Here is a 26,777-nt window from a genome sequence, read left to right on the forward strand (position 1 = left end):
GTCGACCCCGACCGGCGAGGCATCAGCCGCGGGCGCGGGTGGGGCGCCGGCCGCCTGGGCGCGACGGCCCGGGGCGGGGCAGGTAGGGGCCGGCGGCGGCGACCAGTTCCCGGTACCGCCGGACGGCCGGCTGGTCGCCGTGCCCGGCCAGCCGCCGGCGCACCTCGGTCAGGTGGCCCAGGGCCCGGGGGGACCCGGCCCGGACGGCGTCGAGCAGCGCCTCGCCGGCCACCGCGCAGGCCCGTTCCACCTCGCCGAGCTGGAGGTAGCACCGGGCCAGCCAGCTGCCGTAGATCGCCCAGGTGCGGGGGTGACCGCGCTGACGTACGGCGCGCAGCGGCGTCTCGGCCGGGCGCGGCCGGCCGAGCGCGACGAGCGTGCGCCCGGTCATGGCCGCCAACTCCGGGCCGTCGAGCCAGTAGAGCCACGGCGGTTCCCGGCCCGGGTCCGGTGCGCCGGTCACGCGGTGGGCCTCCTCGAGGGCCTGCCGGGCGGCCCCGGCCCGGCCGCCGAGCGCCGCGGCCAGCGCCATCCGGTGCAGCAGGAGGGCGCGCAGGCCAGGGGTGGCCCACCGCCGTGCCCCGGCGTACGCCGTGCCGGCCAGCAGCAGCGCGCCCTCCGGGTCGCCCAGGCCGGCGAGCAGGTGACTGGCCGAGCCCAGCACGTGCCCGGCGAACGCCGGGTCGCCGGCGCTGGCGGCGGCGCGCAGCGCCAACCGGTAGGCGTCCAGCGCGCCGGCCGCGTCCCCCGCGTCGGCGGCGAGCCACCCGGCGAGCTGGGCCGACTCGGCCACCTCGGCCAGCAGCCGGCGGCGTCCGGCCGGCCCGCACCCGGCCAGCGCCCGCACCGCCCGCCCCAGCCGGTACGCCCCGAGCCCGGCCAGGTCGGCCCCGCCCGCGAGGTCGTCCAGCCGGCGCAGCTCCGTCAACCGCACCGGCCCGGGGCAACCGCCCGCCACCGGCGTCACCAGCGTTAGCGGCCGGGCCGAGGGCCGTGCGCCGGCCGGTCCGGTGCCCGGCCCGCTCCGGCCGTCATCCCGAACGTCGGCCGGCCGAGAGGTCGGCAGCTCGTCGCCGGGGTCGGCACCCTGCGGGGTGGGCGCGCCGCGCAGCAGCACGTCGCCGGGTTCGGCTACCTGCGGGGCGGGTGGTAGCGCGTCGCCGGGGTCCGCTGCCTGCGGGGTGGGCGGGGCGGGTGGTAGCGCGTCGCCGGGGTCCGCTGCCTGCGGGGCGGGCGCGCCGGGCAGCAGCGCGTCGCGCGGGTCGGCCAGCCAGCGCTGGGCCAGGGCGAGCAGCGCCGCCCGGGACCGGGCGCCGCCGAAGGCGGGTGGCGGGCCGAGGCGCCGGGTGCGGGCCGCGGCGTCGGCCAGCAGGTCGGCGGGCACCGCGAGGACGACGGCGAGCCAACCGAGCCAGAACTCGCCGGGCAGCCGCAGCTGCCGTTCCCACCGGGAGATCTCGTGCCGGCTCAACGTCGGCACCCCGGAGACGCGGCAGAGCTCGGCGGCGAGCCGTAGCTGGCTCCAGCCTCGGGCCAGCCGGAGCTGGGCGAGCAGCGGCCCGAGCAGCTGCGGGCCGGGCGGGGGCGGCGTCATCGGTCCTCCGGCGGGCGTCGGCGTGGCGGCGGCGCGGGCCCCGGACGGGCCGGTGCGCCACCGGTGGAGATGCTGACCCCCGCGCGTGCCCCCGCCGAGCCGACCTGAGGCCGACCGTCCCGCGCTGCACCATGACTACTCCGGGGGTGTGACGCTTTCCGGCCCTCCCGGCCGCCCCGGCGTGCGCCCGCACCCTTCCGGCGGTCCCGGGCGTACGCCCGCACCCTTCCGGCGGGCCCGGCGTACGCCCGCACCCTCCCGGCCGCCCCGGCGTACGTCCGCACCCTTCCGGCGTGCGCCCGTACCCTTCCGGCGGGCGCGGCGTGCGCCCGCACCCTCCGCCGCCCGTCGGTCCCGCGCGGGGGTCGGGTCCGGCGTGCGGGGCGCGCGGCCGGTGTCTCCCGCTGTGGGAAGATCCCGGCGCGGCGTGTCCCGCCCGCTAGAGTCGTGGGGTGGCGCTCGGTCTTCCCTCGGTCCTCCCCAACCCGCAGCCGGCGATCGGGGAGCTGATCCGCGAGCACCAACCGACCTTCTCGTTCGAGTTCTTCCCGCCCAAGACCGAGCAGGGCGAGCGGCTGCTGTGGCAGGCGATCCGCGAGCTGGAGTCGCTGCGTCCGTCGTTCGTCTCGATCACCTACGGCGCGGGCGGGTCGACCCGCGACACGACGGTCGCGGTCACCGAGCGGATCGCCACCGAGACCACCCTGCTGCCCATGGCCCACCTCACCGCGGTCGACCACTCCGTCGCCGAGCTGCGACACGTCATCGGCCGGCTCGCCGGGGTCGGGGTGCGCAACGTGCTCGCCGTGCGGGGCGACCCGCCGGGCAACCCGGGCGGCGAATGGGTCCGCCATCCCGAGGGCGTGCTCTACGCCGAGGACCTGGTCCGCCTGGTGCGCGACGCGGGCGACTTCAGCGTCGGGGTGGCCGCCTTCCCGTACAAGCATCCGCGCTCGCCCGACGTGGCCAGCGACACCGAGCACTTCGTCCGCAAGTGCCGGGCCGGCGCCGAGTTCGCCATCACCCAGATGTTCTTCGACGCCGACGACTACCTGCGGCTGCGCGACCGGGTCGCCGCGGCCGGCTGCGACACCCCGATCCTGGCCGGCGTGATGCCGGTGACCCAGATCGGCACGATCGAGCGCTCGGTGCAGCTCTCCGGGGCGCCCTTCCCGCCCGCCCTGGCCGAGCGGTTCTCGAAGATCGCCGACGACCCGGAGGCGGTGCGCCGGCTCGGCGTCGAGCAGGCCAGCGAGATGTGCCGGCGACTGCTCGACGAGGGCGTGCCGGGGATCCACTTCATCACCCTCAACCGTTCCACCGCCACCCGCGAGGTCTGGCAGAACCTCCAGGTCGGCGCGCGGGTGTGACCCCGACGCCGCGACACCTGAGCGCCGGTGCGACGGTTGTTCCGTGGTGGGCACACAGCTGAACTGGGACGAGTACGCCACGGCCTGGGCGCGACTGCACGGGGGCTTCGACCCCCGGGCGGCGGCCCCGGTCGTCCGCGCCTGGCTGCGGTTCGCCTACCACGTCGGCTTCGTGCTGGGCCGGCTGCGGGTCGGCCCGACCCCGGTCACCGTGGTCGGCGTGCTGCTCTGCGCCTGCGTGCCGCTGTTCGCCGTACGGCCGCAGGACGGCCCCTTCCTCGGGGCGCTGTTCGTGCTGCTCGCCGCGGTGGCGGACAGCGTCGACGGCGCGGTGGCGGTGGCCACGCGCCGGACCACCCGGCTCGGCTACGTCTACGACTCGCTGGCCGACCGGCTCGGCGAGGTCGCCTGGCTGGCCGCGTTCTGGCTGATCGGGGCGCCCGGGGCGCTCGTCGCGACCGCCGGGGCGCTGTCCTGGCTGCACGAGTACGTCCGTGCCCGAGCCGTCTCCGCAGGCATGCGGGAGATCGGCGCGGTCACCGTGGGGGAGCGCCCCACCCGGGTCTCGGTCGCCCTGGTCGGGCTGCTGCTGGCCGGGCTGACCGGGCTGATCGAGCCGGACCTGGCCGCCGGCACCATCACCATGGCGACCGCCGTCTGGGTGCTGCTGGCCGGCTTCGGGCTGGGCCAACTCCTCTCCGCCGTCCGCCGCGCCCTGATCGACGCCGGCTGACCGCGCGCCGACCCGGGCGGGCTGACCCGGCCCGCCCGGCCGCCGGGAAGGCCCCGGGAGCCGACATGCCGCCCTGCACCCGTCGGCGGCTACCAGGCGGGGCCGATCTCGTCGGCGACGATCTGGGCGGAGAGCGTCACCATCGGCAGGCCACCGCCCGGATGGCTGGAGCCGCCGACCAGCCACAGCCCGTGCGCCGGGCCCCGGTTGGCCGGGCGGAGCAGGCCGCCGGCCGTGCCGTAGATCGACCCGCCCGGCGCGCCGGTCGCGTCGTCCAGGTCGGCCGGGGTGCGGACCTCCCGGAACGCCAGCCGGTCCCGCACGTCGACGCCGCGCTCGGCCAGCACGTCGAGGACCCGGTCGGCGTACGCCTCGGCGAGGCCGGGCCGGCGCCAGTCGACGGCCCCGGCGGCGGTGCCGTGCCGGGGTGCGTTGACCAGCACGAACCACGCCTCGTGGCCGGCCGGGCGGACCATCGGGTCGTCGGCCACGGTGACGAAGACGGTGGGGTCGGCCGCCGGACGGGCCCGCACGCCCCGCCCCGGGTGGCCGAAGACCGCGTCGAACTCGGCGTCGTAGTCGCGGGGGAAGAACACGCTGTGGTGGGCCAGGCCCGAGTCTCCGGTGACGCCGAGCAGCAGCACGAACCCGGCGAGGCTGCGGTCGGTCAGCCCGGCCAGCCGGCGCGGGCTGGGCAGCAGGTCCCGGTAGAGGGTGAGCGCGTCCACGTTGGCCACCACCACGTCGGCGGGGACCGGCGCGGCGACGCCGCGCAGGCGTACGCCGTGCACCCGGCCGCCCGCCGCGTCGATCCGGGTGACCGTGGCGCCGGTCTGCACGACCACGCCGAGGTCCAGGCAGCGGGTCAGCAGCGCGTCGGCGAGCGTGCCCAGCCCGCCGCGCAGGTACCAGCCGCCGAAGGCCAGCTCGGCGTAGGGAACGGCGACCAGCGCCGCCGGCGCCCGGCGCGGGTCGGCCCCCGTGTAGGTGGCGTACCGGTCGAGCAGCATCCGCAGCCGGGGGTCGGAGAGGTGCCGCCGGCCCAGCCCGCGCAGCGTCCGGCCCGGGCCGATCGCGGCCAGGTCGCCCAGCCGCCAGGCCAGCGCCGCCAGGTCCAGCGGCGAGTCGATCGGACGGCGCAGGATGTCGCGGTGCGACGCCTGCCACACCCGCTCCGCCCGGCGCCACAGCCGCTGCCAGTCCGCGGCGGCCCGGTCGCCGAAGGCCGCACCGATGCGGGCGGCGAACTCGGCCGGGTCGGCGCACGAGTCGAGGGCCGGGCCGCCGCCGGGGAAGACGTGCCGCACGATGGGGTCGATCGGCGCCAGGTCCAGGTACTCGTCGAGCTTCGCGCCGGTCGCCTCGAACAGGTCGTGGAAGACGTCGGGCAGGGTGAGCAGGCTCGGCCCGGTGTCGAAGTGGAACGGGCCGGCCGGGGTGTCGTGGACGTACCGGCCGAGCTTGCCGCCCACCGTGTCCGCGCGTTCGAGCACGGTGACCTGGTGTCCGGTGGCGGCCAGCCGGGCGGCGGTGGCCAGTCCTCCCACGCCGGCGCCGACGACCACGATCCGCGCCATGGCGCGCCTCCCTAGGTGACGGGGCGGCCACGCCAGGACAGGCGGCGCCGCTTCCGCAGATGGTACGACCGCAGGGTCAGCCAACCGAGGACCACGACCGACACGGGGTGTGCCAGCGCGTCGGGCCACCACCGGCCGCCGGTGGCGCGCGCGGTGACCGCCCGCCCGGCCACCCCGAGCAGGTACGCGGCGCAGGCCGCGGCGGCCACCGCCGGCGCGCCGGCGGCCAGGGCGGCGACCGCCAGCAGCGGGGGAGCGGTGTAGAGCAGCAGCAGCACGGCCAGCACGGCGGCTGCGGTCGCGGGGTGGCCGAAGGTCGCCCAGAGCGACTTCGAGTAGCCGTCGCGCAGCTGCGGCCAGTCCTCGTACATCCGGCAGGCCGCCAGCCGTGAGCCGTCGGCGAGGGCGATCCGGCCGCCGGCCCGCTTGACCGCGCGGGCCAGCTCGATGTCCTCCAGGATCCGGTCCGCCACCGCGGCGTGCCCGCCGGCCGCGTCGTAGCCGGCCCGGTCCACCACCAGGAACTGCCCGCCGGCGGCGGCCAGCGACGGCCGCGGCGAGCGCTCCATCGCCCGCAGCGGCAGGAAGGTCAGCCACAGCCACTGCAACAGCGGCTGGACCAGGCGGTCGGCCGCCGTCGCCACCAGGATCCGGGGGTACGGCGACAGCAGCGTCACCCGCGCGGCGCGCAGCTCGGTGACGGCCGCCGCGACCGCGTCCGGGGCGAGCACCACGTCGGCGTCGACGAAGACCAGCGCGGTCGCGGCGGGGTCGGCCCGGGTGGCGAGCTGCCAACAGGCGTGCGGCTTGCCCAGCCAGCCCGGCGGCGGGGCGACCCCGTCGAGCAGGGTGACCCGGGGGTCGTCGCCCGCGACCGCGCGGACCACGTCCGCGGTGCCGTCGGTCGACCCGTCGTCGAGCACCACGACGCGCAGCTCCCGTACGCCCCGCTGGGCGAGCAGCGCGCGCAGGCAGGGGGTGACCCGCGCGGCCTCGTCGCGCAGCGGCAGCAGCACCGCCACGGGCTCGGTGACCGGCGCCGGCCGCTCGGCCGGGCGGCGCAGCCAGCGGCCGGCGTTGACGAGGGTGTGCGCGGTCAGTGCGGCCACGCCGAGCAGCAGCGCGAGGACGGCGGTCATGCCGTCGCGTCGACGCCGGGGCGCTGCGGCTGGTGGGGCCGGTGCCGGTCGTCGCGGCGGGAACGGAGCAGCGTGACCGCCAGCGGCACGGCGGCCACCGACATGCCGGCCGCGCCCCACAGCGCCGAGGCGGGCAGGTCGAGGAAGACCGCGTGGGCCAGCACGCTGGAGAAGTACGTCCACAGCCACAGCGCGAACATCGGGGCGTCCCGCCCGTCGGTGGTGGCCACGGCGGGCCCGGCCAGCGGGCGCAGCGCGCCCATCATCAGCACGGCGAAGAGCAGCCAGCCCAGGTAGTTGCTCACCGGGATGCCGGGCAGCCCGGGCAGCGCGGGCGTGGCGTCCCGCCAGACCCAGTAGCCCTCCGCCACCATCTGCGGGTCGAGGAAGAGGTCCCAGGCGGCCAGCCCGACGGCGGCCAGCGCGATCCGCCGGACGGGGAACCGGGTCCCCCGCCGACCACCGGCGTCGCCGCCGCTCCCCGGCCCGCCGCCGGTTCCGGGCCCGCTGGCGATGCCCGGCCCGCTGCCGGTCTCGGGCCCGCTGGCGATGCCCGGCCCGCTGCCGGTCTCGGGCCCGCTGGCGATGCCCGGCCCGCTGCCGGTCTCGGGCCCGCTGGCGATGCCCGGCCCGTCGCCGGGGGTGCGGGCGTCCCTCAGCGGCCCGCCACCGGTCAGCCGGGTGGCGGCCAGCCAGGCCGGCCAGGCCATCCAGGTCCAGGCCAGCGGGATGATCAGGGGCACCCCGGCCAGCTTCGGCCCCAGCTCGCCGGAGTAGTCGTAGCTGCCGAACGGGAAGCCGGTGGCCACGCCGAGCGCCTCGATGGCGAACCCGCCGACCATGGCCACCGCCACCAGCGCCGCCGCCGTACGCGGGCCCCGGCTGAGCAGCGCGTGGCCGACCGAGAGCAGGTAGCCGAGCACGACGGTGGCGACGGTCAGCCGGGCCCGGGTCTGCCCGGCGGTCAGCGGGTAGCAGATCTGCGCCAGCACCAGCACGGCCAGCAGCGTCCAGGACAACCGCCCGGTCACGGCGCGGCCCCGGCCGGACCGGGTGGGCGCCGGTGGCTCCCGGGTCACGGCGCGGCCCGGTCGGGCGCCGGCGGCTCCAGCGGCAGGTCCCGGCCGAGCACGCCGAACGGGCGCTCGTCGCCCGGGAAGTGGAAGTGGCGCAGGACGTCGACGAAGCCGAACCGGCGGTACAGCCGCCAGGCCCGGGACCGCTGCTCGTCGGCCTCCGGGGTGGACAGCAGGGTGGTCGTCCCCTCCGCCAGGGTGAGCAGTGCCCGCAGCTGTCTCGCGCCCAGGCCGTGCCCCTGCGCGGGCGGCCGGACGTGCAGCTCGACCACCTCGAAGCAGTCGGTCAGCCAGCGCTGCCGGGCGGGCGGGTTCAGCGCCCGCCACACCTGGTCGTGCCACCACTGCCCGGGGGCGCCGAGGTAGCCGTAGCCGAAGCCGGCCAGGTGCCCCTCGCTGGTCAGGCTGGCGACGGCGCGGAAGCCGGGCCGGCGTACGTGGGTGGCGATGTAGCCGCGCCGCGCCTCCAGCAGGTCGGTGCGGTACCCCATCGCCTCGCCGTAGACGGCCACCACGTCGTCCAGCCGTCGGACGAGATCGTCCGGTGTCCACCGCACCAGCCTCATGCCCGTGCACCCTCCGCCGTTTCCTGGTCGTCGTCGTCCGCGACCCACCCCAGCACCGCCCGCTCACCGACCACGTCGCGCACCTCGAACCGCGCGAAGAGCTCCTCCGCGTACCACCCTTCGGTGGGGGTCCGCATGATCGCGGCGCGGTGCTCCGGGTGACGGTACGCGAACGCCACGAGGTCCGCCGGGTCACGCCACACGCTCACCGTGCCCTGCCAGCCCAGCGGTGCCTCGCCGACGCCGAACCGGGCCAGCAGACCGGGCGCGGCGTGCAGCGCGGCGGCGACCGGGGGGATCGCCCGCCAGAAGGTGGCCGCCCGCCGGGGACGCAGCCGGGCCCGGGTCAGGGCCAGCACCGGACCGGTGACCCGGCCGCCGGGCGGCTCGCCGAACGGCCGGCGGCCCGACCACTCGCCCCGGCTGCTCAGCGGGCGCAGATCGACCCGGACGGCCGCGCGGGCGATCCGTGCCCACGCACGCCCCACCGGCGAGCCGTCGAATCCGGCCGCGGCGGCGGGGGAGTCCCACACGGTCAGCGCGGCCCACCGGGTCAGGTCGGCGTCGCCCGGCCCGAATCCGGTGCCGGTCCCGGTGCCGAGCAGCTTGCCGAACCGTACGCCGGGCAACGCGCGCAGCCGGCGGGGGTCGACCGCCATCCGGGTCAGCGCCCTGGGCAGCGCGGCGCGGGAGGTGCGCCACACGTGCAGGGTGACCAGCCCCGGGACGGTTGGTTCGCTCCGCTCGCTCACGCCACGTCGGCCGGGGTGCCGCCGGTGACCCGCAGCAGTTCCGGGTACGTGGTGGGGAAGACCGCCTGCGGCACGCCGCCGGCCGCCCAGATCTCGTCGTACGACCTCAGGGCGGTGTCGACCAGGGTGCGCAGCGGGCGCGGGTGGCCGACCGGGGCGACCCCGCCGATCACCTGCCCGGTGTGCGTGCGGACGAAGTCCGGGGTGGCCCGGCGCAGCCGGGTGACCCCGATGGACGCGGCCAGGCCGGCGGTGTCCACCCGGTGCGCGCCGGAGGTGAGCACCAGCAGTGGCGCGCCGTCGGCCTCGAAGACGAGCGAGTTGGCGATCTGGCCGACTCCGACGCCGAGCGACTCGGCGGCGGCCGCGGCGGTGTGGACCGCGTCGGGCAGCAGACGGACGGCGCTCGGCGCGCCGGACCCGTCCCGCGCGCCCGCGGCGTCGAGCACGTCCTGCACCGCGCGTACGTTCGGGTGTGGCTGCATGCGGCCATTGTTCCCGGCGCGCCCGGCGCCGGCCCACCCGGCCACGCCGACCTTGGTTCCGGCCCGTCCGCCGCGCCGGCCTCGACTCCGGCCCGCCCGGCCGCGCCGACCTTGGTTCCGGTCCGTCCGCCGCGCCGGCCTCGACTCCGGCCCGCCCGGCTGCGCCGACCTTGGTTCCGGTCCGTCCGCCGCGCCGGCCTCGGTTCCGCCCCCGCCCGGCCGCGCCGGTGCTGGCCCGCCCGGCCGCCTCGGCGCCGGCCCGGCTGGGCCGGAAGCGGGCGGTCGGCCCAGCGGGCCGGGAGGGACGGCCGGTTCAGCGGGCGACGGTGACGGTGACGGGCGCCGGCGGGGCGGCGGCCCGGGCCGGGGCGACCCGGGCCGTCTCGGCCAGCGCGACGCCGACCAGCACCAGGAACCCGCCGGCGAGCTGCGCGGTGTTGAGCGCCTCGCCCGCGCCGAGGACGACCCAGGCCACCGCCGAGGCGAGCACCGGCTCGACCATGCCGACGATCCCGACGCTGGTCGCCGGCAGATGCCGCATCGCCCCGGCCACCAGCAGGTACGGCGCGATCGAGCCGAGCACCACGACGTACCCGCAGAGCAGCGCCACCGGCACGCCCCCGTCGGTGTCGGCGGTCAGCGGCTCCCACCCGCCGGTGCCCACGGTGACCGCGCGGGTGAGCAGGCCGGCGACGGCGGAGGCGCCGAACGCCCAGGTGCACAGCGACAGCGTGTCCCGCCGCGTCACGCCGTGCGCGCCGAGGACGTAGTAGCCGGCCAGGAAGACCGCGGCGCCGAGCCCGGCGAGCACGCCGAGGCCGTCCAGCTTCAGCTCGCCCCACACCTCGGCGACGCAGCCGAGGCCGAGCAGGCTCAGCGCCAGGCCGGCCCAGAGCCGCGGGCGTACCCGGTGCCGCTGGCCGAACCGGGCCCAGAGCGCGACCAGCAGCGGGGCGGTGTACTCGAACAGCAGCCCGATCCCGACCGGCAGCCGGGAGATGGCGACGAAGTAGAGCATCGGCACGGCGAAGAAGCCGGTCAGCCCGTACCCGATCAGCAGCGGCAGCTGACGGGGGGTGACCCGGAGCCGGCGGGCCCCCGGGCGCAGCAGCAGGCTCAGGGCCAGCAGCCCGGTCACGGCGCCGACGGCGCGTAGCAGGGTGAGCTGCGGGGCGTCCAGGCCGGCGCGGAGCACCAGCTTGGAGACCGTGCCGTTGACGGCGAACAGCGCTCCCGAGCCGAGCACCATGGCGACCCCGAGGACGGGGCGGGGGGTTGTCACGGAGCGGAGGCTACCGCTGCCGCGGTCAGGGTCGTATGCCCGACCAGTCGTTACGTCGGTCGACGAGGCCCCGCCGCCCGGCGGATGGCGTGCGGGGCACCGCCCGGCGTCCGCGCGTCACACGTTGCATTTTCGTCGGAGGGAGGGTGTACTGTCAGCAGCAGTTAGAACGAGTGTTCGATTGCCTCGAACGTTCGTTCCAACCAGCTCGGGCGGTGTTTCGCGGCGCCGGTCCCGGGCGGGTGCGGCTCCGCGGGCCGCACCCGGGTCACGGGCAGTCGCGAGCCCCGACCCGTCAGGCAGGAGCGTCGCCCGCCGCCCACGACCCCCGGGCGGCGGGCGACGAACCCGCCGGTTGTGCCGGCCGGGTGTGGTGTGGGGAAGCGTCCACACCCGGCCGGCCCCCACCCGGTGCGTCTTCCTCCGCACCACTCGACCCGGCGTCCCGCCGGCGGACCTGTCCGCCACGGGGCGGCGCCTCGGCCACGTGGAGGAGACAGTTCCATGCCGACCAACCCGGCTCAGGCACCGACGGTGCCGGCGCACGTGCTGCCGCACCGCACCCCCGCCCAGCTTCTCGCGGTGGCCCGCCACGGGCTGGCCGATGCCGCCCAGACCCGCCCCGACGGCCTCCGCTACGCGGCCGCCCACCTCGCCGCGCTGCGCGCGGCGGCGGCCCTGCTCGCCGCCCGGGCGCGTCCCGCCCCCGCCCGGCGCAACCGGATCACCAGCGTCTGGGTCCTGCTCTCCGCTGTCGCCCCCGAGCTCGACGAGTGGGCCCGGTTCTTCGCCCTCGGCGCCGGCAAGCGTGCCGCCGCCGAGGCCGGCATCCCCCGGGTCGTGACCGCCCGGGAGGCCGACGACCTGCTGCGCGCCGCCGAACAGTTCGTCACGGTGGTGGAGACCGCGCTCGGCGTGGCCCATCAGCCGGCGTTCGACGGTCTCGCCGCCTGACCCGTGTCGCGCCCGGCCGCCGGCGGGGGGAGCCGGGCGGCCGGGCGCGACACGCGCACATCGATCGACAGCATGACGGGGGGTAGGTCCGATGGCGGGCCGGATGGTGGTCGGTTCCGCCGCACTGGCCGCTCTGGTGCGTCCGGCGAGCGCGCCGGACCCGGCGGGCGGCCACCGGTTGCTGCCGGTGGCCCCGGAGCTGACCGGGCTGCTGCCCAACCGAGGGCTGCGGCGGGGCAGCACGATCGCGGTCGCCACCGGTCAGCCCCGCCGCAGCGGCGGCACCTCACTGGTCCTGGCACTGCTCGCCGAGGCGTCCCGGGCCGGCTCGTGGTGCGCCGTGGTGGGAGTGCCGACGTTCGGGGCGAGCGCGGCCGCCGAGCTCGGCATCGCGCTGGACCGGCTGGCCCTGGTGCCCCACCCCGGCCCGGAGTGGGCCACCGTCATCGCCGCGCTGATCGACGGGGTGGACGTCGTGGTCACCGCCGTACCGGCGACGGTCTCCGCCTCGGTCGCCAACCGACTGGCGGCCCGCGCCCGGCAGCGGGGCAGCGTCCTTCTGCCGTACGGGCGGTGGGACGGTGCGGACGTGACCCTCCAGGTGGTCCGGGGAGCATGGGAAGGGCTCGGGCCGGGCCGGGGTCGGCTGCGCCGCCGCGAGGTGACCGTCTCGGCGCGCGGGCGCGGGGCGGCGGCCCGCCCCAAGGAGATCAAGGTCTGGCTGCCCGGGGACGGGCTCACCCGGGTCATTCCCCGATCGGCCGCCGGCTCCGCCGGCCGGCGCCGTCCGGTCCTCCCGCCCACCTCCGCGCCCGCCGGCACCTCCGGGTCCGCCGGCACCTCCGGGTCCGCCGGCACTTCCGGGTCCGCCGGCACCTCCGGGTCCGCCGGCACCTCCGGGTCTGTCGGTGGTTCCGCGCCCGGTGGTGGCTCCGGGCCCGCGGGCGCCTCCCGGCGTGGAGCGCTCACCCTGGTCGGTCCGGCATGACCGGTGCGCCGGTGCGGACCCTGCTGCTCTGGTGCCCGGACTGGCCGGTGCTCGCCGCCGAGATCGTCGACGGGGTGCCCGCCACCGGCCCGGTCGCCGTACTGCACGCCAACCGGGTGGTCGCCTGCTCGGAACAGGCCCGCGCCGACGGGGTGCGCCGAGGGCTGCGCAAACGGGAGGCGCAGGGGCGCTGCCCGCAGCTCACCGTCGTCGAGTACGACCCGGGGCGGGACACCCGGGCGTTCGAGCCGGTGGTCGCGGCGGTCGAGGAACTGGTCGCGGGCGTCGAGGTGGTGCGTCCCGGCGCGTGCGCGGTGGCGGCCCGGGGCCCGAGCCGCCACCTCGGGGGTGAGGAGGCGGCCGCCGAGCGGATCGTCGAGCACGTCGCGCAGTCCTGCGGGGTGGAGAGCCAGGTCGGCATCGCCGACGGGATCTTCGCCGCCGGGCTGGCCGCCCGCGCCGGGCGGGTCGTCCCGCCCGGCACGAGCCCACGGTTCCTCGCCGACCTGCCGGTCGAGGCGCTCGGCCGGCCGGCCCTGACCGACCTGCTGCGCCGGCTCGGCGTACGCACCCTGGGTGACTTCGCCGCGCTGCCCGCCGGCGACGTGCTGGCCCGGTTCGGCTTCGACGGCGCGCTGGCCCACCGGCTGGCCGCCGGACGGGACCACCGCCCGCTGGCCGTCCGGCAGCCCCCGGCCGACCTCGCCGTCACCGCCGACCACGACGATCCGCTCGACCGGGTCGACGCGGCGGCCTTCGCCGCCCGGGCGCTGGCGGAGCGGCTGCACGACCGGCTCGCCGCGCACGGCCTGGCCTGCACCCGCCTCGGCATCGAGGCGGTCACCGCACACGGCCAGGAACTGCACCGGGTCTGGCGGCACGACGGCCTGCTCACCGCGGCGGCCATCGCCGACCGGGTGCGCTGGCAGCTCGACGGCTGGCTGTCCGGCGGCACCGGCCGGGGTGGCTCCGGCCCGGCCCGGCCGACGGCGGGCATCATCCGCCTGCGGCTGGTTCCCGACGGGGTGATCGCCCAGGCCGGCCTGCAACCCGGCCTGTGGGGGGAGGCCGGCGAGGAACGGGAGCGGGCGCACCGCGCGCTGAGCCGGGTGCAGGGCATCCTCGGTCCCGAGGCGGTGGTCACCGCGGTGCTCGGCGGTGGGCGCTCGCCCGCCGACCAGGTGCGCCTGGTGCCGTGGGGGGACGAGCGCCTGCCGGCCCGCCCCGGTGAGCCGCCGTGGCCGGGCCGGCTGCCACCACCCGCGCCGGCCGTGGTGCTGCCCGATCCGCTCGCCGCGACCGTGCACGACGTCGCCGGTGAGCCGGTCGTGGTCAGCGCGCGGCTCCAGGTCAGCGCCGCGCCGGCCCGGCTGACCGTGGGCACGGCCCGGCCGGCCGAGATCGTCGGTTGGGCCGGCCCGTGGCCGGTGGACGAGCGGTGGTGGGCGCCGGCCGAGGCCCGTCGGCGGGCCCGGTTCCAGGTCTGCCTGGCCGACGGCACGGCCCTGCTGCTCGCGGTCGAGGCCGGACGGTGGCTGGTGGAGGCGATCTATGACTGAGCCGCAGGAGCAGCGGTCGCGGCGCTCTGAGCGGCTGCGGTGGTCTGGGCAGGCGCGGCTGCCTGGGCAGGGGCCTGGGGAGGTGTGGCGCGGATGAGTTTCCACAATCCCAAGCTGCCCTGGTCGGAGCTCGAGGGCGTGCTCTCCGGCCGGAAACCCCGCACGGAGCGGCACCTGCACGTGGTGGACCCGCTGGCCGTGGACGCCGACGGCGGCGACGCCCCCGCCTGGAGCCGCAGGCGGGAGCACTACCGGCCGCCCGAGCTGGCCCGACCCGACGGCGTGGTGCCGTACGCCGAGCTGCACGCGCACACCAACTTCAGCTTCCTCGACGGCGCCAGCCACCCCGAGGAACTGGCCGAGGAGGCCGCCCGGCTGGGCCTGACCGCGCTCGCCGTCACCGACCACGACGGCTTCTACGGGGTGGTGCGCTTCGCCGAGGCGGCCCGCGCGCTGCACCTGCCGACGATCTTCGGCGCCGAGCTGTCCCTGGGTCTGCCCGGCCCGCAGAACGGCGAGCCCGACCCGCTCGGGCGGCACCTGCTGCTGCTCGCCCACGGCCACGAGGGGTACGCCCGGCTCGCCTCGACCATCGCCCGCGCCCAGTTGCGCGGCGGGGAGAAGGGCCGCCCGGTCTACGGCGAGCTGGAGGAGGTCGCGGCCGAACTGCGCGACCACGTGCTGGTGCTCACCGGCTGCCGCAAGGGGCACGTGCCGGCGGCGCTGCTCACCGAGGGGGTGGACGCGGCGGCCCGCGAGCTGGACCGGCTGACCGCCCTCTTCGGCGCGGAGACGGTGGCGGTGGAGCTGACCGATCACGGGCACCCGGTCGACGCCGACCGCAACGACGCGCTCGCCGAGTTGGCGGCGTCCGCCGGCCTGCCCACGGTGGCCACCAACAACGTGCACTACGCCACCCCCGGCCGGCGGCGGCTGGCCACCACCGTCGCCGCCGTACGGGCCCGGCGCAGCCTGGACGAGATCGACGGCTGGCTGCCCGCGGCAGGCACCGCCCACCTGCGTGGCGGCGCCGAGATGGCGGCCCGGTTCGCCGCGTACCCGGGGGCGGTGGCCCGGGCCGCCGAGTTCGGCGCCGAGCTCGCCTTCGACCTCCAGCTCGTCGCGCCGCGGCTGCCGGCGTACCCGGTGCCGCCGGGGCACACCGAGATGAGCTGGCTGCGCCACCTGACCGAGCAGGGCGCCCGGGAGCGCTACGGCCCCCGCCAGGCGCACCCGAGGGCGTACGCGCAGCTGGACCACGAGCTGGACATGATCGAGAGGCTGGGCTTCCCCGGCTACTTCCTGGTGGTCTACGACATCGTCACGTTCTGCCGCGAGCAGGACATCTACTGCCAGGGGCGGGGCTCGGCGGCCAACTCGGCGGTCTGCTACGCGCTGCGGATCACCAACGTGGACGCGGTCCGGCACCGGCTGCTCTTCGAGCGTTTCCTCGCCCCCGAGCGCGACGGCCCGCCGGACATCGACGTCGACATCGAGTCCGACCGCCGGGAGGAGGTGATCCAGCACGTCTACGCCCGCTACGGCCGGGAGCACACCGCCCAGGTAGCCAACGTCATCTCCTACCGGCCCCGCTCGGCGGTGCGGGACGTGGCCAAGGCGTTCGGGTTCTCGCCCGGCCAGCAGGACGCCTGGAGCAAGCAGATCGACCGCTGGGGCTCGGTCGCCGCGGTCGACGTCGAGGACATTCCCGAGCAGGTGGTCGCGTACGCCGACGAGTTGCAGACCTTTCCCCGGCACCTGGGCATCCACTCCGGCGGGATGGTGATCTGCGACCGGCCGGTGATCGAGGTCTGCCCGGTGGAGTGGGGGCGGATGCCGGGCCGCAGCGTGCTCCAGTGGGACAAGGACGACTGCGCCGCCGTCGGCCTGGTCAAGTTCGACCTGCTCGGGCTCGGCATGCTCTCCGCCCTGCACTACGGCTACGACATGATCGGGATGAGCCTGGACCTCGGCGGCATGACGCTGGACGACCCGGAGGTCTACGACATGCTCTGCCGGGCCGACTCGGTGGGGGTGTTCCAGGTGGAGAGCCGCGCCCAGATGGCCACCCTGCCCCGGCTGAAGCCCCGCGAGTTCTACGACCTGGTGGTCGAGGTGGCGCTGATCCGGCCCGGCCCGATCCAGGGCGGCTCGGTGCACCCGTACATCCGGCGCAAGAACGGCGAGGAGCCGGTGGAGTACGCCCACCCGCTGATGCGCAACGCGCTGGAGAAGACCCTCGGCGTGCCGCTGTTCCAGGAGCAGTTGATGCAGCTAGCCATCGACCTGGCCGGCTTCGACGCCGCCGAGGCCGACCAGTTGCGCCGGGCGATGGGCGCCAAGCGCTCCGCCGAGCGGATGGCCCGCATCGCCGACCGCCTCTACGCGGGCATGGCGGAGCGGGGCATCACCGGCGAGCTGGCCGACGACGTCTACCGCAAGCTCTCCGCGTTCGCCAGCTACGGCTTCCCGGAGAGCCACGCGATGAGCTTCGCCTACCTGGTGTACGCCAGCTCCTGGCTCAAGCGCTACCACCCCGGGCCGTTCCTGGCCGCGCTGCTCAACGCCCAACCGATGGGCTTCTACTCGCCGCAGACGCTTGTCGACGACGCCCGCCGGCACGGGGTGGAGGTGCGCCGGCCGGACGTCAACGCCAGCGGCGCGAAGGCGGTGCTGGAGTCCACCCCGCAGACCCGCTGGGGCAGCGCGCCGGGGGAGCCGCCGCACGCCTGGGGGCTGGGCGGCCCGGCCGTCCGGCTCGGGCTGTCCGGCGTGCGTACCCTCGGCGACGGGGTGGCCGAGCGGATCGAGGCCGAGCGGGCGGCGCACGGGCCGTACCGCGACATGCCGGACCTGGCCCGGCGCGTGGGTCTCACGGCCGCGCAGCTGGAGGCGCTGGCCACCGCGGACGCCTTCGCCTGTTTCGGGCTGTCCCGGCGGGAGGCCCTCTGGGCGGCCGGCGCGGCGGCCCAGGACCGGCCGGGCCGGCTGCCCGGCACGGTGACCGGCGCGACCGCGCCCACCCTGCCCGGCATGGAGGCGGTGGACCGGCTGGTCGCCGACGTGTGGGCGACCGGGTTGTCGCCGGAGAGCCACCCGGCCCGCTTCATCCGCCCGCAGCTCGACGCCCTGGGGGCGGTGCCGATCGCCCGGCTCGGCCGGGTGGATCCGGGTCGGCGGATCCGGGTCGGCGGGATCGTCACCCACCGGCAGCGCCCCGCGACCGCCGGCGGGGTCACCTTCCTCAACCTGGAGGACGAGACGGGGATGCTCAATGTCACTTGCTCCCCGGGGCTCTGGCAGCGCTACCGTCGAATCGCCCGCACCAGCGCGGCACTGGTGGTGCGCGGCCGGTTGCAGCGGCACGAGGGAGTCACCAACCTCGTCGCCGACCGGCTGGACGCCATCGAGCCGCCGGTCAGCCCGGCATCGCGCGATTTCCGCTGACGACAGTGATCCACATTACGGTTTTCCGCGCCCGATGGCGGGAGACTCCTGCTCGCGCGGGCAGAGTGGCCCGCGTCAGCATGAGGGGGACGAACCGATGACGGGGAATCACGAGTACAGCGGAGTGGCCAACTCCCGGCGGACCCGGCTCAGCGCCGGCTGGACCCCGACGCACCACACCGAGCCTCGCGAGTACGAGATCACCGATGGCCCGGTGGCCAACGCTCTGCGGTCGCGGGCCGAGGAGGACGCCGCCAACGGCGAGTCCTGACCGCCGCCGGCGGGCGGCCCGGAGTCGGGGCTGGACCGGGTGACTAGGCTCGATCGGGTGGAGCAGACCCCAGGCCGGCTCGCCGGGCCGCCGTTGACCCCCCGTACCGCCGTGATCTGGTCGGTGCTGCGCGCCGAGCTGGAGCGCCGTGGCGACACCGCGCTGACCGTGCTCGACGTCGGCGGCGGCACCGGCGGCTTCGCCGTCCCGCTCGCCCAGGCCGGGCACCGGGTCACCGTGGTCGACGCCAGCCCTGACGCGCTCGCCGCGCTGACCCGCCGGGCCGCCGAGGCCGGCGTCGCCGAGCGGGTCCGTGCCGTGCAGGGCGACGGCGACGCGCTCGCCGGGCTCGTCGAGCCGGGCGGCGCGGACCTGGTGCTCTGCCACGCCGTGCTGGAGGTCGTCGACGACCCGACGCCGGTGGTGGCCGCGCTGGCCGCCGCGCTGCGTCCGGGGGGCGCCGCGAGCGTGCTGGTCGCCGGCCGGGCCGCCGCGGTGCTCGGCCGGGCGATGAACGGTCACCTGGACGTCGCCGCCGCGCTGGCCGCCGACCCGGCGGGCACCGCGGGGGCGCGGGACACGCTGCGCCGACGCTACGACACCGAGGGCGCCGCCGCGCTGCTCGGCGCCGCCGGGCTGGTGGTCGAGGAGATCCACGGCGTACGCGTGCTCGCCGACCTCCTTCCCGCGGCCGTGGCCGACGGTCAGCCGGCCGCCCTGGTGGAGCTGGAACGGGCGCTCGCCGCGCGGGCCCCGTGGCGGGACCTCGCGGCCCAGCTGCACCTGTTCGCCCGCCGACCGTGACCGACCCGCTGGGGGTCGTCGGGCCCCGCTACGGCGACGGCAGCCTCGCCGACGTCCTGCCCAGCGCGCTGGCCGTGCTCGGCGTGCCCGGCGCCGCCGACCCGCTCGGGCTGGGCCCCGCGCTGGCCGGGGTGCGTCGGGTCGCGGTGCTGCTCGTCGACGGCCTCGGCTGGCACCAGATCCCGACCGCCGCGCCGCACGCGCCGACCCTGGCGGGCCTCGCCGCGGCCGTCGGCCGGCCGCTGACCTCCGGTTTCCCGTCCACCACGCCGACCAGTCTGGTGACGCTGGGCACCGGTGCCGCGCCCGGGGCGCACGGCGTGCTCGGCTTCACCGTGCGGGTGCCCGGTACCGACCGGGTGCTCAACCACGTCGAGTGGGCGGCCGAGCCGGAGCCGTTGCGCTGGCAGCCCGTCCGCACCCAGCTCGAACGGGCCCGGGCGGCCGGGGTCGCCGTGACGGTGGTCAGCCGGCCCGAGTTCGGCGGCAGCGGGCTGACGGTGGCCGCCAACCGGGGCGGCGACTACCGGGGCGCGGCCGGTGTCGACGCGCTCGCCGCGCGGATGCTGACCGCCCTGGCCGCCGGGCCGGGGCCCACCCTGGTCTCCGGCTACCACCCCGACCTGGACCGGCACGGCCACCTCACCGGCGTCGACTCGGCGCCCTGGCGGCTCGCCGCGGCCGAGGTGGACCGGCTGCTCACCCGGCTCGTCGACGGGCTGCCGTCCGACGCCGCCCTGCTGGTGACGGCCGACCACGGGCAGCTCGACGTGCCGGCCGGGCACCGCGTCGACCTGGACACCGACCCCCGGCTGCGCGCCGGGGTGGCCGTGGTCGCAGGGGAGCCCCGGGTCCGCTACCTGCACGTCACGCCCGGCGCCCGGGACGACGTGGTGGCCGCCTGGTCGGCGGTGCTCGGCCCCGCGGCCCGCGTCCGCACCCGGGAGGAGGTGGTGGCCTCGGGCTGGTTCGGCCCGGTGCCCGAGGAGCACCTGGCCCGCATCGGCGACGTCGTGGTGATCTGCAACGGCACGTACGCGGTGACCGCCTCCCGGTCCGAGCCGCCGACGGTCTCCCGGCTGGTCGCCTACCACGGGGCGGACACGGCCGCCGAGATGACCATTCCGCTGCTGGTCGTCCGGGGCTGAACGGCCGGCGTCCGTCCGGTCGCGACGTACGGCCCACCGTCGGTCCCGGGCCTCCGGGCGCCGTCACCGCCCGTGGCCGGTGAGCCCCTCGACCGCCAGCACGAGGTCGTCGGCGGAGGGCGCGGACGTGGGGTCGAGCAGCAACTGGAGCATCGCGCCGTTGATCAGCGCCAGGGCGAGCGAGCCGTAGCGGCGCGCCTGCTCCGCCGACACCTCCGTCGGCGCGACGTCGAGCGTCAGCGCGGCCAGGTCCCGCCGGCTGGCGACGTACCCGGCCGCGAGCTGGGCACGCACCTCGGGCGCGAACTCCGCCTGGGCGTACGCCTGCACGCTCGCCACCAGCACGGCGCGCTGCTCGTGCGCCGCCTCGAACACGCCCTGCAGGAACCGGCGCAGGCGGTCCAGCGGCGCGCCGCCGGGCTCGGCCACGACGGCGGCGCCGATCGCGTCCCCCCACGCGTCGAAGATCTCCAGGACAGCGGCGTTGAGCAGGGCCTCCTTGCTGCCGAAGTGGTAGCCGATGGAGCCTAGGTGGGCGCCGGCCGCCGCCACGATGTCGCGGGCCGTGGTGTGGGCGTAGCCCTTCTCCGCCAGGCACCGCTTCGCCCCCGTCAGCAGGTCCTCTCGCTGTCCCATGGCGACAGTGTAGCCACGCTCTTGAACATCCGTATTGTACGAGCGTCTTGTACATACGTCTTGTACGCCTGTACAGTCCCCGCCGTGACCATCTCCGTTTCCCACCGTGCCGGCGGGCGCGAGTGGCTCGGCCTCGCCGCCCTCGTCATCCCCGCCCTCCTCGCGTCCATGGACCTCTCCGTCCTGTTCATGGCCGCGCCCTGGATCAGCGCCGAACTCGAACCGAGCACCGGCCAGTACCTGTGGATCATGGACATCTACGGCTTCGTGATGGCCGGCCTGCTCGTGACGATGGGCAGCCTCGGCGACCGCGTCGGACGCCGCCGGCTCCTGCTCGTCGGCGCCGTAGCGTTCGGCGCGGCATCCCTCCTGGCCGCGTTCGCCACCACCCCGGAGCAGCTCATCGCCGCCCGGGCCCTGCTCGGCCTGGGCGGGGCGACCCTGGCGCCGTCGACCCTCTCCCTCATCCGCGGCATGTTCGTCGACGACAACCAGCGGCGTACCGCGGTCGGGATCTGGACGGCCGGCTTCACCGGCGGCATCGCGATCGGCCCCATCGTCGGCGGCTTCCTGCTGGAGCGCTTCTGGTGGGGCTCGGTGTTCGTCATCAACGTCCCCGTCATGCTCCTGCTGCTCGCCGTCGGGCCGTTCCTGCTGCCCGAGTCGAAGGACCCGGCCCCGGGCCGGTTCGACCCGCTCAGCTCCGTGCTCTCCCTCGGCGCCGTCCTGCCGGCCATCTACGCCGTCAAGCACCTCGCCGAGGAGGGCCCGAACGCGTCGTCGCTGGTGGCCCTCCTCGTCGGCCTGGCCGTCGGCGCCCTCTTCGTGCGCCGGCAGCGCCGTGCCGAGCACCCGATGATCGACGTGCGGCTCTTCTCGAGGAGCTCCTTCTCCGCCGCCATCGGCGCGAACACGGCGATCGCCTTCGCCAGCGCGGGCATGGGCCTGCTCGCGGTCACGTTCATGCAGACGGTGCTCGGCCTGAGTCCGTTCGACGCCGCGCTCTGGATGCTCCCGACCATCCTGGGCAGCGTCGTCGGCGTCGCCGTCGCGTCCGCGCTCGCGCCGCGCGTCCGCCCCGGGATCCTCGTCGCGGCGGGACTCGCCGCCGCCGCCACCGGATTCCTGCTGGTCAGCACCATGCGGGCCGACGCGCCGGTCTGGTGGCTGATCGCCAGCTACGGGCTGCTCACCCTCGGCGTCGGGATGACCAGCACCCTGGCGACATCACTCGTGCTCACCACGGCCCCGCCCGAGCGGGCGGGGGCCGCCTCGGCGATCTCCGAGACGAGCACCGAGTTCGGCGGCGCCCTCGGCATCGCCGTGCTGGGCAGCATCTCCGCGGGCATCTACCGCTCGGAGATGGCGGCCGAGGCGCCGGCCGGGCTCGACGACGAGCTCGCCCACACCGCGACCGACACCATCGGCGGCGCCCTCGCCGTGGCCGGCCAGGCCCCGGCCGAGGTGGCGGGCCTGCTGCTCGACCGGGCGTTCGCCGCCTTCACCGACGGCTTCACGGTCACCGCCGTCGTCGGCGCGGCCATCCTGCTCGGCGGGGCGCTCGCCAGCGCCGTCGCCCTGCGACGCGTGCCGCCGGGTGAGCCGCCCGCCGAGCGAGCCTGACGACCTGGGCCGCCGCACCGCGTCCGTCCGGGCGGGTGCGGCGGCCTGTCGGGGGTGGCGGCTAGCCTGCGGGGATGGGCCGCAGCCAGTCGTTGCCCCGGGGCGGCGATCCCCGGTTCGGGCCGGACGCCGACGACACCGGCTGCCCGATCCTGCACGTCGACATGGACGCGTTCTTCGCCTCGGTCGAGGTCCGTCGGCGGCCGGAGCTGCGCGGCCGGGCCGTCGTCGTCGGCGGGGTCGGGCCGCGCGGCGTGGTCAGCTCCGCCAGCTACGAGGCCCGGCGCTACGGCGTCCGCAGCGCCATGCCCACCGCGCGGGCCCGGGCGCTCTGCCCGCACGCGGTCTACCTCCCGCCGGACTTCGCGCAATACTCGGCGGCCTCCCAGGCGGTAATGCGGATCTTCCGGGACGTCACCCCGCTGGTCGAGCCGCTCTCGCTCGACGAGGCGTTCCTCGACGTGGCCGGCGCCAGACGGCTCTTCGGCCCCCCGGCCGCCATCGCCCGGCACATCCGCGAGCGGGTCGCCGCGGAGCAGGGGCTGACCTGTTCGGTCGGGGTCGGGCCGAGCAAGTTCGTGGCCAAGCTCGGGTCGACGCGCGCCAAGCCCGACGGTCTGCTCGTCGTGCCGGCCGCCCGGGTGCTCGACTTCCTGCACCCGCTGCCGGTGTCGGCGCTGTGGGGGGTGGGGGAGCGCTCCGCCGAGACGCTGCGCCGGCTCGGCCTGGCCACCATCGGCGACCTGGCCGAGGCGCCGGTCGGCATGCTGCGCAAGGCGCTCGGCGAGGCCTCCGCCGCCCACCTGCACGAGCTGGCCTGGGGGCGGGACCCGCGCCGGGTGAGCCCCGAGCAGGTGGAGAAGTCGATCGGCGCGGAGGTGACCTTCGACGCCGACGTGGCCGACCCGCTGGAGATCCGCCGGGCGCTGCTCGCCCTCTCCGAGAAGGTGGGCGTCCGGCTGCGCCGGGCCGGGCAGGTCGGGCGTACGGTGTCGCTGAAGGTGCGGCTGGCCGACTTCCGCACCGTGAACCGGTCGCGCACGGCGGGCGCGCCGACCGACGTCGCCCGGGAGATCTTCGACACGGTCTGGGCGCTCTACACCGCCCTCGATCCGGGAGAGCGCGTCCGTCTGGTCGGCGTACGCGTCGAGGGCCTCGCCGCGGCGCGGGAGACCCCCCGTCAGCTCGCTCTCGGCGCGCCCGAGCGGGGTTGGCGCGAGGCGGAAGCCGCCGCCGACGCCGCGGCTGCCCGTTTCGGGCGGTCCGTCATAGGTCCGGCCAGTCTGCTCGGGGCCCGGAACGGGCGACGAAATGAAAATCCACCCCGGCCGTAGGTCGTCCCGCTTTCCGACGCGCGAGGGCCCTCGTAGACTTGCGGGTAAGCAGCCGGTTGGCTGCCACGGTCTGTCGGCCCGCCCGGGCCGACCCACGTGACCGGGGAGGAGTGCCGTGCCGCTCTCGGAGCACGAGCAGCGGCTGTTCGAGCAGATCGAGCGGTCGCTTGCCGAGGACCCCAAATTCGCCTCGGCCGTGCGCGCCAGCGATCCGCGTTTCCACGCGCGGCGTCGCCTGCTCGTCGCCGCCGGCGTGATCATCGCTGGGCTGGCCCTGTTGGTCTACGGCGCGGTGATCAAGACTCCGCCGCTGGCAGTGGCGGGTTTTGTCGTCATGCTGGCCTCGGCCGCGTTCGCGGTGCAGTCGCACCGCCGGGCGCAGTCACCCGACCTGCACGTCGTGGGAGGGACGACGAGCCGTCGCCGCCCCCGTGGCGGTCGGGCAGGTCGCCGGCCCTCGATCCTCGACCGGATGGAGGACCGGTGGCGGCAGCGCCCGGAGGGGCACCGCTGACCCCGCCGCGCCGCTGAGGCGGATCGTGCCGCCGCGACGACGAACCGCGTCGCCGGAACTCTCCGGCGACCCCTGACGTTTCCGCGCGCCCTCGGGCGCGCCTCACCGCTTCGTCACGACAGGAGCGCGCGGCTTCCGCGCGCTCCTGTCGCGTCACACGGCTCCGGACTCGCGCCGCCGCCTCCCCGCGCGCTCCCGCGGGCGCTCGCGGGCGGGGTGGGGCGGCCGGCGTGCTGCTCACCGCGACGCGGCATCACCCGCGCTCCTGCCATGTCCCACGGGCTCCGGACTCGCGCCGCCGCGTCCCGCGCGCTCCCGCCGTTCCACAGGCTCCGGGTACGCGCCGCGAGACGCCCCGCGACGGGCGCGTGACGGAGGGGGCCGGGGGTGACGAAAGCGGGCCGGGAGCGGCGAGGTCGCCACTCCCGGCCCGCGCGGCCGTCCCGTCCTGGGTCAGCGGGCCATGCGGTTGGTGAGCAGACGGCGCGGGTTCCAGCGCATCAGCCGCGAGCGGCTCCGGCCACGCGCGGCCAGCAGCCGGGTCGACGCGTCGGTCGCGGCGTTCCGCCAGCTCAGCAGCACCGACGGCGGCAGCGCCGCCGCCATCAGGCGGGTCCGCCGGCCGGCCCCCGCGGCGAGGGCCCCCCGGACGGCGCGCAGGGCCGGCAGGAGCTCCTCGCCGGTGAGCGGGTCGCGAGCGTAGCGGGCGCGTTCCTCGGCGCGGCCGAGCAGCCGTACGGCCGTGGTCGCCTCGGCGTCGGTGGTCAGCGCCTCCCGCGACAGCCGGTCGGCGGTGGCCCGGGGCGTCTCCGTCCGGTCCACCCGCACCCGGTAGTCCACCAGTGTGTCGAGCAGCTCGTCCCAGGCGGCGTGCGCGTCCGCCCGGGCCCGGTCGGCGTCGGCCAGGACCACCATGCGCCGCCCGTCGGCGGGCGCGTCGTCGGCCGCCCCGGCGCGTACGGCCGCCGGGGCCGGCGCCGCCGCACCGCTGCGCCGCCGGCGCAGGGCCAGCCGGCGCAGCGCCGGCAGGGCGAGCAGGGCCAGCAGGAGCAGCACCGCGCCGGCGACGTACCAGGGCCAGACCGGGGCCTGCTCGACCGGGGCCTGCCCGGCGATGGCGAGACCGGAGTCGGGGTCCTCCTCGGGCCCCTCCGGGCCAGCCGGGCCGGCCGACGGGTCGACCGCACCGGCGGGGGCCGACGGGCCGGGGGCCGGCGCGTCGTCCTCCCGTGCGTCGACGTCGGGCGCCCACGCCGACCGGGTCGAGCCCTGCACGCCGTACGCCGGGGTCGCGTCGAACGGCACCCAGCCGACCTTGTCGAAGTAGACCTCCGTCCAGGCGTGCAGGTTCCGGTTGGTCAGCGTGTAGGTGCCGCCGCTGGAGTTGCTGCCGTTGGTGAACCCGAACGCCACCCGGGCCGGGATCCCGGCGGCCCGCACCAGCCACGTCATCGCGGCGGCGTACTGCTGGCAGAAGCCGACCTTGTTGTTGAGGAAGTCGACGATCTCCTGCCCGCTGGTGCCGCCCTTGGTGCTGAACGAGTAGGTGAAGCCGTTGTCGGCGGAGAAGTAGTCGTAGATGCCGCGCACCTTGTCGTACTCGGTGTTCTTGCCCGCCACCAGGGTGCGGACCAGCTCCTCCACCTCGGGGATCGGCGGCGGCGCGGGATGGTTGCGCCGCGCCGCGTGGTCCGACGGCAACGGTCGCGCCTGCCGCAGGAGCGTCGGGGTGTACGACGAGCGCACGTACTCGAACGAGTAGCGCTTGCCGCGGGAGTCGTCCCGGTTGGAGAAGACCACCTGGAGGTTCGGGTCGTACGACCAGGCGCCGTTGAGGCCCTCCGCGCGCACCGGCTGGCTGTAGACCGGCAGCAGCGGCATGGTCAGGTTCTTCGTGACCTCGACCGTGGCCCGGTACGTCCGCTGCTCGACGCCCCCGCCGGTCGGCGCCGGCAGGTTCTGCACCGAGCGCCCGGTGGGGTTGCCCACGTCGAAGCCGCTCGACTTGAGCTCGTCGGCGACGCCGAAGCGCAGGTAGAACGGGCTGGACTCGTTGGTGGTGACCTTGACCAGGTCGGTGACCTCGGACTGGTTGAGCTGCCCGCTCAGTGCCGCGAACAGGTCGATCCGGCCCGGGGCGCCGCCCTGCCCGGGCCGCCCGTTGCCGTTGCCGTTGCCGGACCCGTTGGCGAGGGTGTCGAGCAGCCCGCCGGTCATCCCCGGCACGGCCAACGGCAGCACCACGGCCAGCGCCACGCCCACCACCGCGAGGCGCCGGCCGGCGGCGGCCAGCGGCGAGGCCTCCCAGACGTCGACGTCGCGGCCGTCGCCGGTGAACCGCCGGCCGAAGCGGCGTACCCGGTCGACGTTGTCGGTCACCAGCAGCCAGAGGTAGCCGGCGGCGCCGACGACGAACGGCACCGCCGGGACGCTGTCGACGTAGACGGCGACCGGCACGGAGTAGATGGCGAGCATCGGCAGGCCGGCCAGCGCCGGTCGGCGCAGCCCGACGGCGAGCACGTCGACGACCACCGCCACCGCGCCGATCCCGAGCACGGTGACGAAGAGCAGCGGGTCGGTGTCGGGCACCTTCACGCCGTAGGAGCGCATGTCCTCCAGCGACCCGCTGAGCAGCTCGCCGAAGTGGGCGAAGGTCGACGGGGTGGGCACGACGGCGAGCAGTTCGGCGCCGCCGGGGAAGAGCCAGGTCAGGGCCAGCGTCAGGCCGGCGAGCATGGCGAGCGCCTGCCCCCACAGCGGCACCCGGGCCAGCCGGGCGAGGGCGGCCACGGCCGCGACCACGGCCACGGCGATGGTGGCCTCGATCAGCCACGTCCAGCGTTCGAAGATGGCCGACAGCGGCGCCGCGGCGAGCAGCGTCGCCGCGGCGGCCACGAAGCCCAGGTTCCGGTGGGCGATCATGAG

The 26,777-nt window shown here is 76.8% G+C and carries 21 protein-coding genes and 1 pseudogene; 12 read left to right on the top strand and 10 right to left on the bottom strand.

Translation table 11 applies throughout. The features are described 5' to 3' along the window. Positions 1-22 precede the first annotated feature (22 nt). Positions 23-1,594 (bottom strand): NsdA family TPR-like regulatory protein, encoded by a 1,572-nt coding sequence (locus GA0070606_RS24675; RefSeq protein WP_091104781.1) that lies wholly within the window; start codon positions 1,592-1,594, stop codon positions 23-25. 452 nt (positions 1,595-2,046) lie between these two features. Here GA0070606_RS24675 and metF point away from each other — a divergent pair, with 452 nt between their 5' ends. Next, positions 2,047-2,964, top strand: a complete 918-nt coding sequence (gene metF / locus GA0070606_RS24680) for a methylenetetrahydrofolate reductase [NAD(P)H] (protein ID WP_091104785.1) — start codon at positions 2,047-2,049, stop codon at positions 2,962-2,964. A 43-nt stretch (positions 2,965-3,007) separates the two neighbouring features. Further along, positions 3,008-3,697 carry a CDP-alcohol phosphatidyltransferase family protein gene (locus GA0070606_RS24685; RefSeq protein WP_091104788.1) on the top strand — a complete coding sequence of 230 codons (690 nt, stop codon included), beginning with the start codon at positions 3,008-3,010 and terminating at the stop codon, positions 3,695-3,697. A gap of 89 nt (positions 3,698-3,786) precedes the next feature. On the opposite strand, the gene GA0070606_RS24690 is transcribed toward GA0070606_RS24685, so the two are convergent. From GA0070606_RS24690 to GA0070606_RS24725, 7 genes are all read right to left on the bottom strand, one after another. Continuing rightward, positions 3,787-5,274: a phytoene desaturase family protein gene (locus GA0070606_RS24690; protein WP_091104791.1), complete on the bottom strand. Its 1,488-nt coding sequence runs from the start codon at positions 5,272-5,274 to the stop codon at positions 3,787-3,789. Positions 5,275-5,285: 11 nt separating this feature from the next. Then, entirely contained in the window at positions 5,286-6,413 is a 1,128-nt protein-coding gene (locus tag GA0070606_RS24695) for a glycosyltransferase family 2 protein (protein WP_091104793.1), read from the bottom strand. Beyond that, positions 6,410-7,444, bottom strand: coding sequence for a carotenoid biosynthesis protein (locus tag GA0070606_RS33510; protein WP_245724795.1), 1,035 nt, complete (start codon positions 7,442-7,444; stop codon positions 6,410-6,412). The genes GA0070606_RS24695 and GA0070606_RS33510 overlap by 4 nt, the downstream gene beginning before the upstream one ends. A gap of 44 nt (positions 7,445-7,488) precedes the next feature. Further along, complete coding sequence (locus tag GA0070606_RS24710; protein ID WP_091104796.1) at positions 7,489-8,055, bottom strand: GNAT family N-acetyltransferase; 567 nt, start codon at positions 8,053-8,055, stop codon at positions 7,489-7,491. Further along, complete coding sequence (locus GA0070606_RS24715) at positions 8,052-8,807, bottom strand: monooxygenase (protein WP_091104799.1); 756 nt, start codon at positions 8,805-8,807, stop codon at positions 8,052-8,054. Before GA0070606_RS24715 ends, GA0070606_RS24710 begins: the two co-directional genes overlap by 4 nt. Continuing rightward, positions 8,804-9,292 carry a YbaK/EbsC family protein gene (locus GA0070606_RS24720; protein WP_091108149.1) on the bottom strand — a complete coding sequence of 163 codons (489 nt, stop codon included), beginning with the start codon at positions 9,290-9,292 and terminating at the stop codon, positions 8,804-8,806. Before GA0070606_RS24720 ends, GA0070606_RS24715 begins: the two co-directional genes overlap by 4 nt. A 313-nt stretch (positions 9,293-9,605) precedes the next feature. Further along, on the bottom strand, positions 9,606-10,574 hold the full coding sequence (locus GA0070606_RS24725; RefSeq protein ID WP_218106045.1) for an EamA family transporter: 969 nt from the start codon (positions 10,572-10,574) through the stop codon (positions 9,606-9,608). A 504-nt stretch (positions 10,575-11,078) separates the two neighbouring features. On the opposite strand from GA0070606_RS24725, the gene GA0070606_RS24730 reads away from it, so the two are divergent. The 7 genes and pseudogenes from GA0070606_RS24730 (at position 11,079) to GA0070606_RS24755 (ending at position 19,745) form a co-directional block, all read left to right on the top strand. Further along, on the top strand, positions 11,079-11,528 hold the full coding sequence (locus GA0070606_RS24730) for an SAV_6107 family HEPN domain-containing protein (RefSeq protein ID WP_091104805.1): 450 nt from the start codon (positions 11,079-11,081) through the stop codon (positions 11,526-11,528). Positions 11,529-11,619: 91 nt separating this feature from the next. Beyond that, positions 11,620-12,342 (top strand): annotated as a pseudogene (locus GA0070606_RS24735) (hypothetical protein); the annotation flags it as partial. Positions 12,343-12,512: 170 nt separating this feature from the next. Further along, positions 12,513-14,075: a DNA polymerase Y family protein gene (locus GA0070606_RS24740; RefSeq protein WP_091104808.1), complete on the top strand. Its 1,563-nt coding sequence runs from the start codon at positions 12,513-12,515 to the stop codon at positions 14,073-14,075. A 93-nt stretch (positions 14,076-14,168) separates the two neighbouring features. Then, positions 14,169-17,522, top strand: coding sequence for an error-prone DNA polymerase (locus GA0070606_RS24745; RefSeq protein ID WP_091104810.1), 3,354 nt, complete (start codon positions 14,169-14,171; stop codon positions 17,520-17,522). Positions 17,523-17,619: 97 nt separating this feature from the next. Continuing rightward, entirely contained in the window at positions 17,620-17,793 is a 174-nt protein-coding gene (locus GA0070606_RS32680) for a hypothetical protein (RefSeq protein ID WP_176737409.1), read from the top strand. Positions 17,794-17,832: 39 nt separating this feature from the next. Next, positions 17,833-18,597: a methyltransferase domain-containing protein gene (locus GA0070606_RS24750; RefSeq protein WP_091104813.1), complete on the top strand. Its 765-nt coding sequence runs from the start codon at positions 17,833-17,835 to the stop codon at positions 18,595-18,597. Continuing rightward, complete coding sequence (locus GA0070606_RS24755) at positions 18,549-19,745, top strand: alkaline phosphatase family protein (protein WP_091104815.1); 1,197 nt, start codon at positions 18,549-18,551, stop codon at positions 19,743-19,745. Before GA0070606_RS24750 ends, GA0070606_RS24755 begins: the two co-directional genes overlap by 49 nt. Before the next feature lie 63 nt (positions 19,746-19,808). On the opposite strand, the gene GA0070606_RS24760 is transcribed toward GA0070606_RS24755, so the two are convergent. Continuing rightward, entirely contained in the window at positions 19,809-20,381 is a 573-nt protein-coding gene (locus tag GA0070606_RS24760; protein ID WP_091104818.1) for a TetR/AcrR family transcriptional regulator, read from the bottom strand. An 84-nt stretch (positions 20,382-20,465) separates the two neighbouring features. Here GA0070606_RS24760 and GA0070606_RS24765 point away from each other — a divergent pair, with 84 nt between their 5' ends. From GA0070606_RS24765 to GA0070606_RS24775, 3 genes are all read left to right on the top strand, one after another. Continuing rightward, the gene (locus GA0070606_RS24765; RefSeq protein WP_245724796.1) at positions 20,466-22,004 is read left to right on the top strand and encodes an MFS transporter; all 1,539 of its coding nucleotides are present in this window, start codon (positions 20,466-20,468) and stop codon (positions 22,002-22,004) included. A 74-nt stretch (positions 22,005-22,078) separates the two neighbouring features. After that, positions 22,079-23,338, top strand: coding sequence for a DNA polymerase IV (locus GA0070606_RS24770; RefSeq protein ID WP_091104821.1), 1,260 nt, complete (start codon positions 22,079-22,081; stop codon positions 23,336-23,338). 115 nt (positions 23,339-23,453) lie between these two features. Beyond that, a complete protein-coding gene (locus tag GA0070606_RS24775; protein ID WP_091104824.1) occupies positions 23,454-23,852 on the top strand; it encodes a DUF3040 domain-containing protein in 399 nt (132 codons plus the stop codon). A gap of 453 nt (positions 23,853-24,305) precedes the next feature. Here GA0070606_RS24775 and GA0070606_RS24780 read toward each other — a convergent pair whose 3' ends face one another. After that, complete coding sequence (locus GA0070606_RS24780) at positions 24,306-26,774, bottom strand: transglutaminase TgpA family protein (RefSeq protein ID WP_091104826.1); 2,469 nt, start codon at positions 26,772-26,774, stop codon at positions 24,306-24,308. Positions 26,775-26,777 lie beyond the last annotated feature (3 nt).

This window comes from Micromonospora citrea (genome assembly GCF_900090315.1).
GTDB lineage: Bacteria > Actinomycetota > Actinomycetes > Mycobacteriales > Micromonosporaceae > Micromonospora > Micromonospora citrea.

Excerpts from the sequence above, each read along its gene's own strand:
- GA0070606_RS24675 (WP_091104781.1), bottom strand. The coding sequence starts at position 1,594 with ATGACGCCGCCCCCGCCCGGCCCGCAGCTGCTCGGGCCGCTGCTCGCC.
- GA0070606_RS24690 (WP_091104791.1), bottom strand. The coding sequence starts at position 5,274 with ATGGCGCGGATCGTGGTCGTCGGCGCCGGCGTGGGAGGACTGGCCACC.
- GA0070606_RS24695 (WP_091104793.1), bottom strand. The coding sequence starts at position 6,413 with ATGACCGCCGTCCTCGCGCTGCTGCTCGGCGTGGCCGCACTGACCGCG.
- GA0070606_RS24710 (WP_091104796.1), bottom strand. The coding sequence starts at position 8,055 with ATGAGGCTGGTGCGGTGGACACCGGACGATCTCGTCCGACGGCTGGAC.
- GA0070606_RS24720 (WP_091108149.1), bottom strand. The coding sequence starts at position 9,292 with ATGCAGCCACACCCGAACGTACGCGCGGTGCAGGACGTGCTCGACGCC.
- GA0070606_RS24730 (WP_091104805.1), top strand. The coding sequence starts at position 11,079 with ATGCCGACCAACCCGGCTCAGGCACCGACGGTGCCGGCGCACGTGCTG.
- GA0070606_RS24740 (WP_091104808.1), top strand. The coding sequence starts at position 12,513 with ATGACCGGTGCGCCGGTGCGGACCCTGCTGCTCTGGTGCCCGGACTGG.
- GA0070606_RS24745 (WP_091104810.1), top strand. The coding sequence starts at position 14,169 with ATGAGTTTCCACAATCCCAAGCTGCCCTGGTCGGAGCTCGAGGGCGTG.
- GA0070606_RS32680 (WP_176737409.1), top strand. The coding sequence starts at position 17,620 with ATGACGGGGAATCACGAGTACAGCGGAGTGGCCAACTCCCGGCGGACC.
- GA0070606_RS24760 (WP_091104818.1), bottom strand. The coding sequence starts at position 20,381 with ATGGGACAGCGAGAGGACCTGCTGACGGGGGCGAAGCGGTGCCTGGCG.
- GA0070606_RS24770 (WP_091104821.1), top strand. The coding sequence starts at position 22,079 with ATGGGCCGCAGCCAGTCGTTGCCCCGGGGCGGCGATCCCCGGTTCGGG.
- GA0070606_RS24780 (WP_091104826.1), bottom strand. The coding sequence starts at position 26,774 with ATGATCGCCCACCGGAACCTGGGCTTCGTGGCCGCCGCGGCGACGCTG.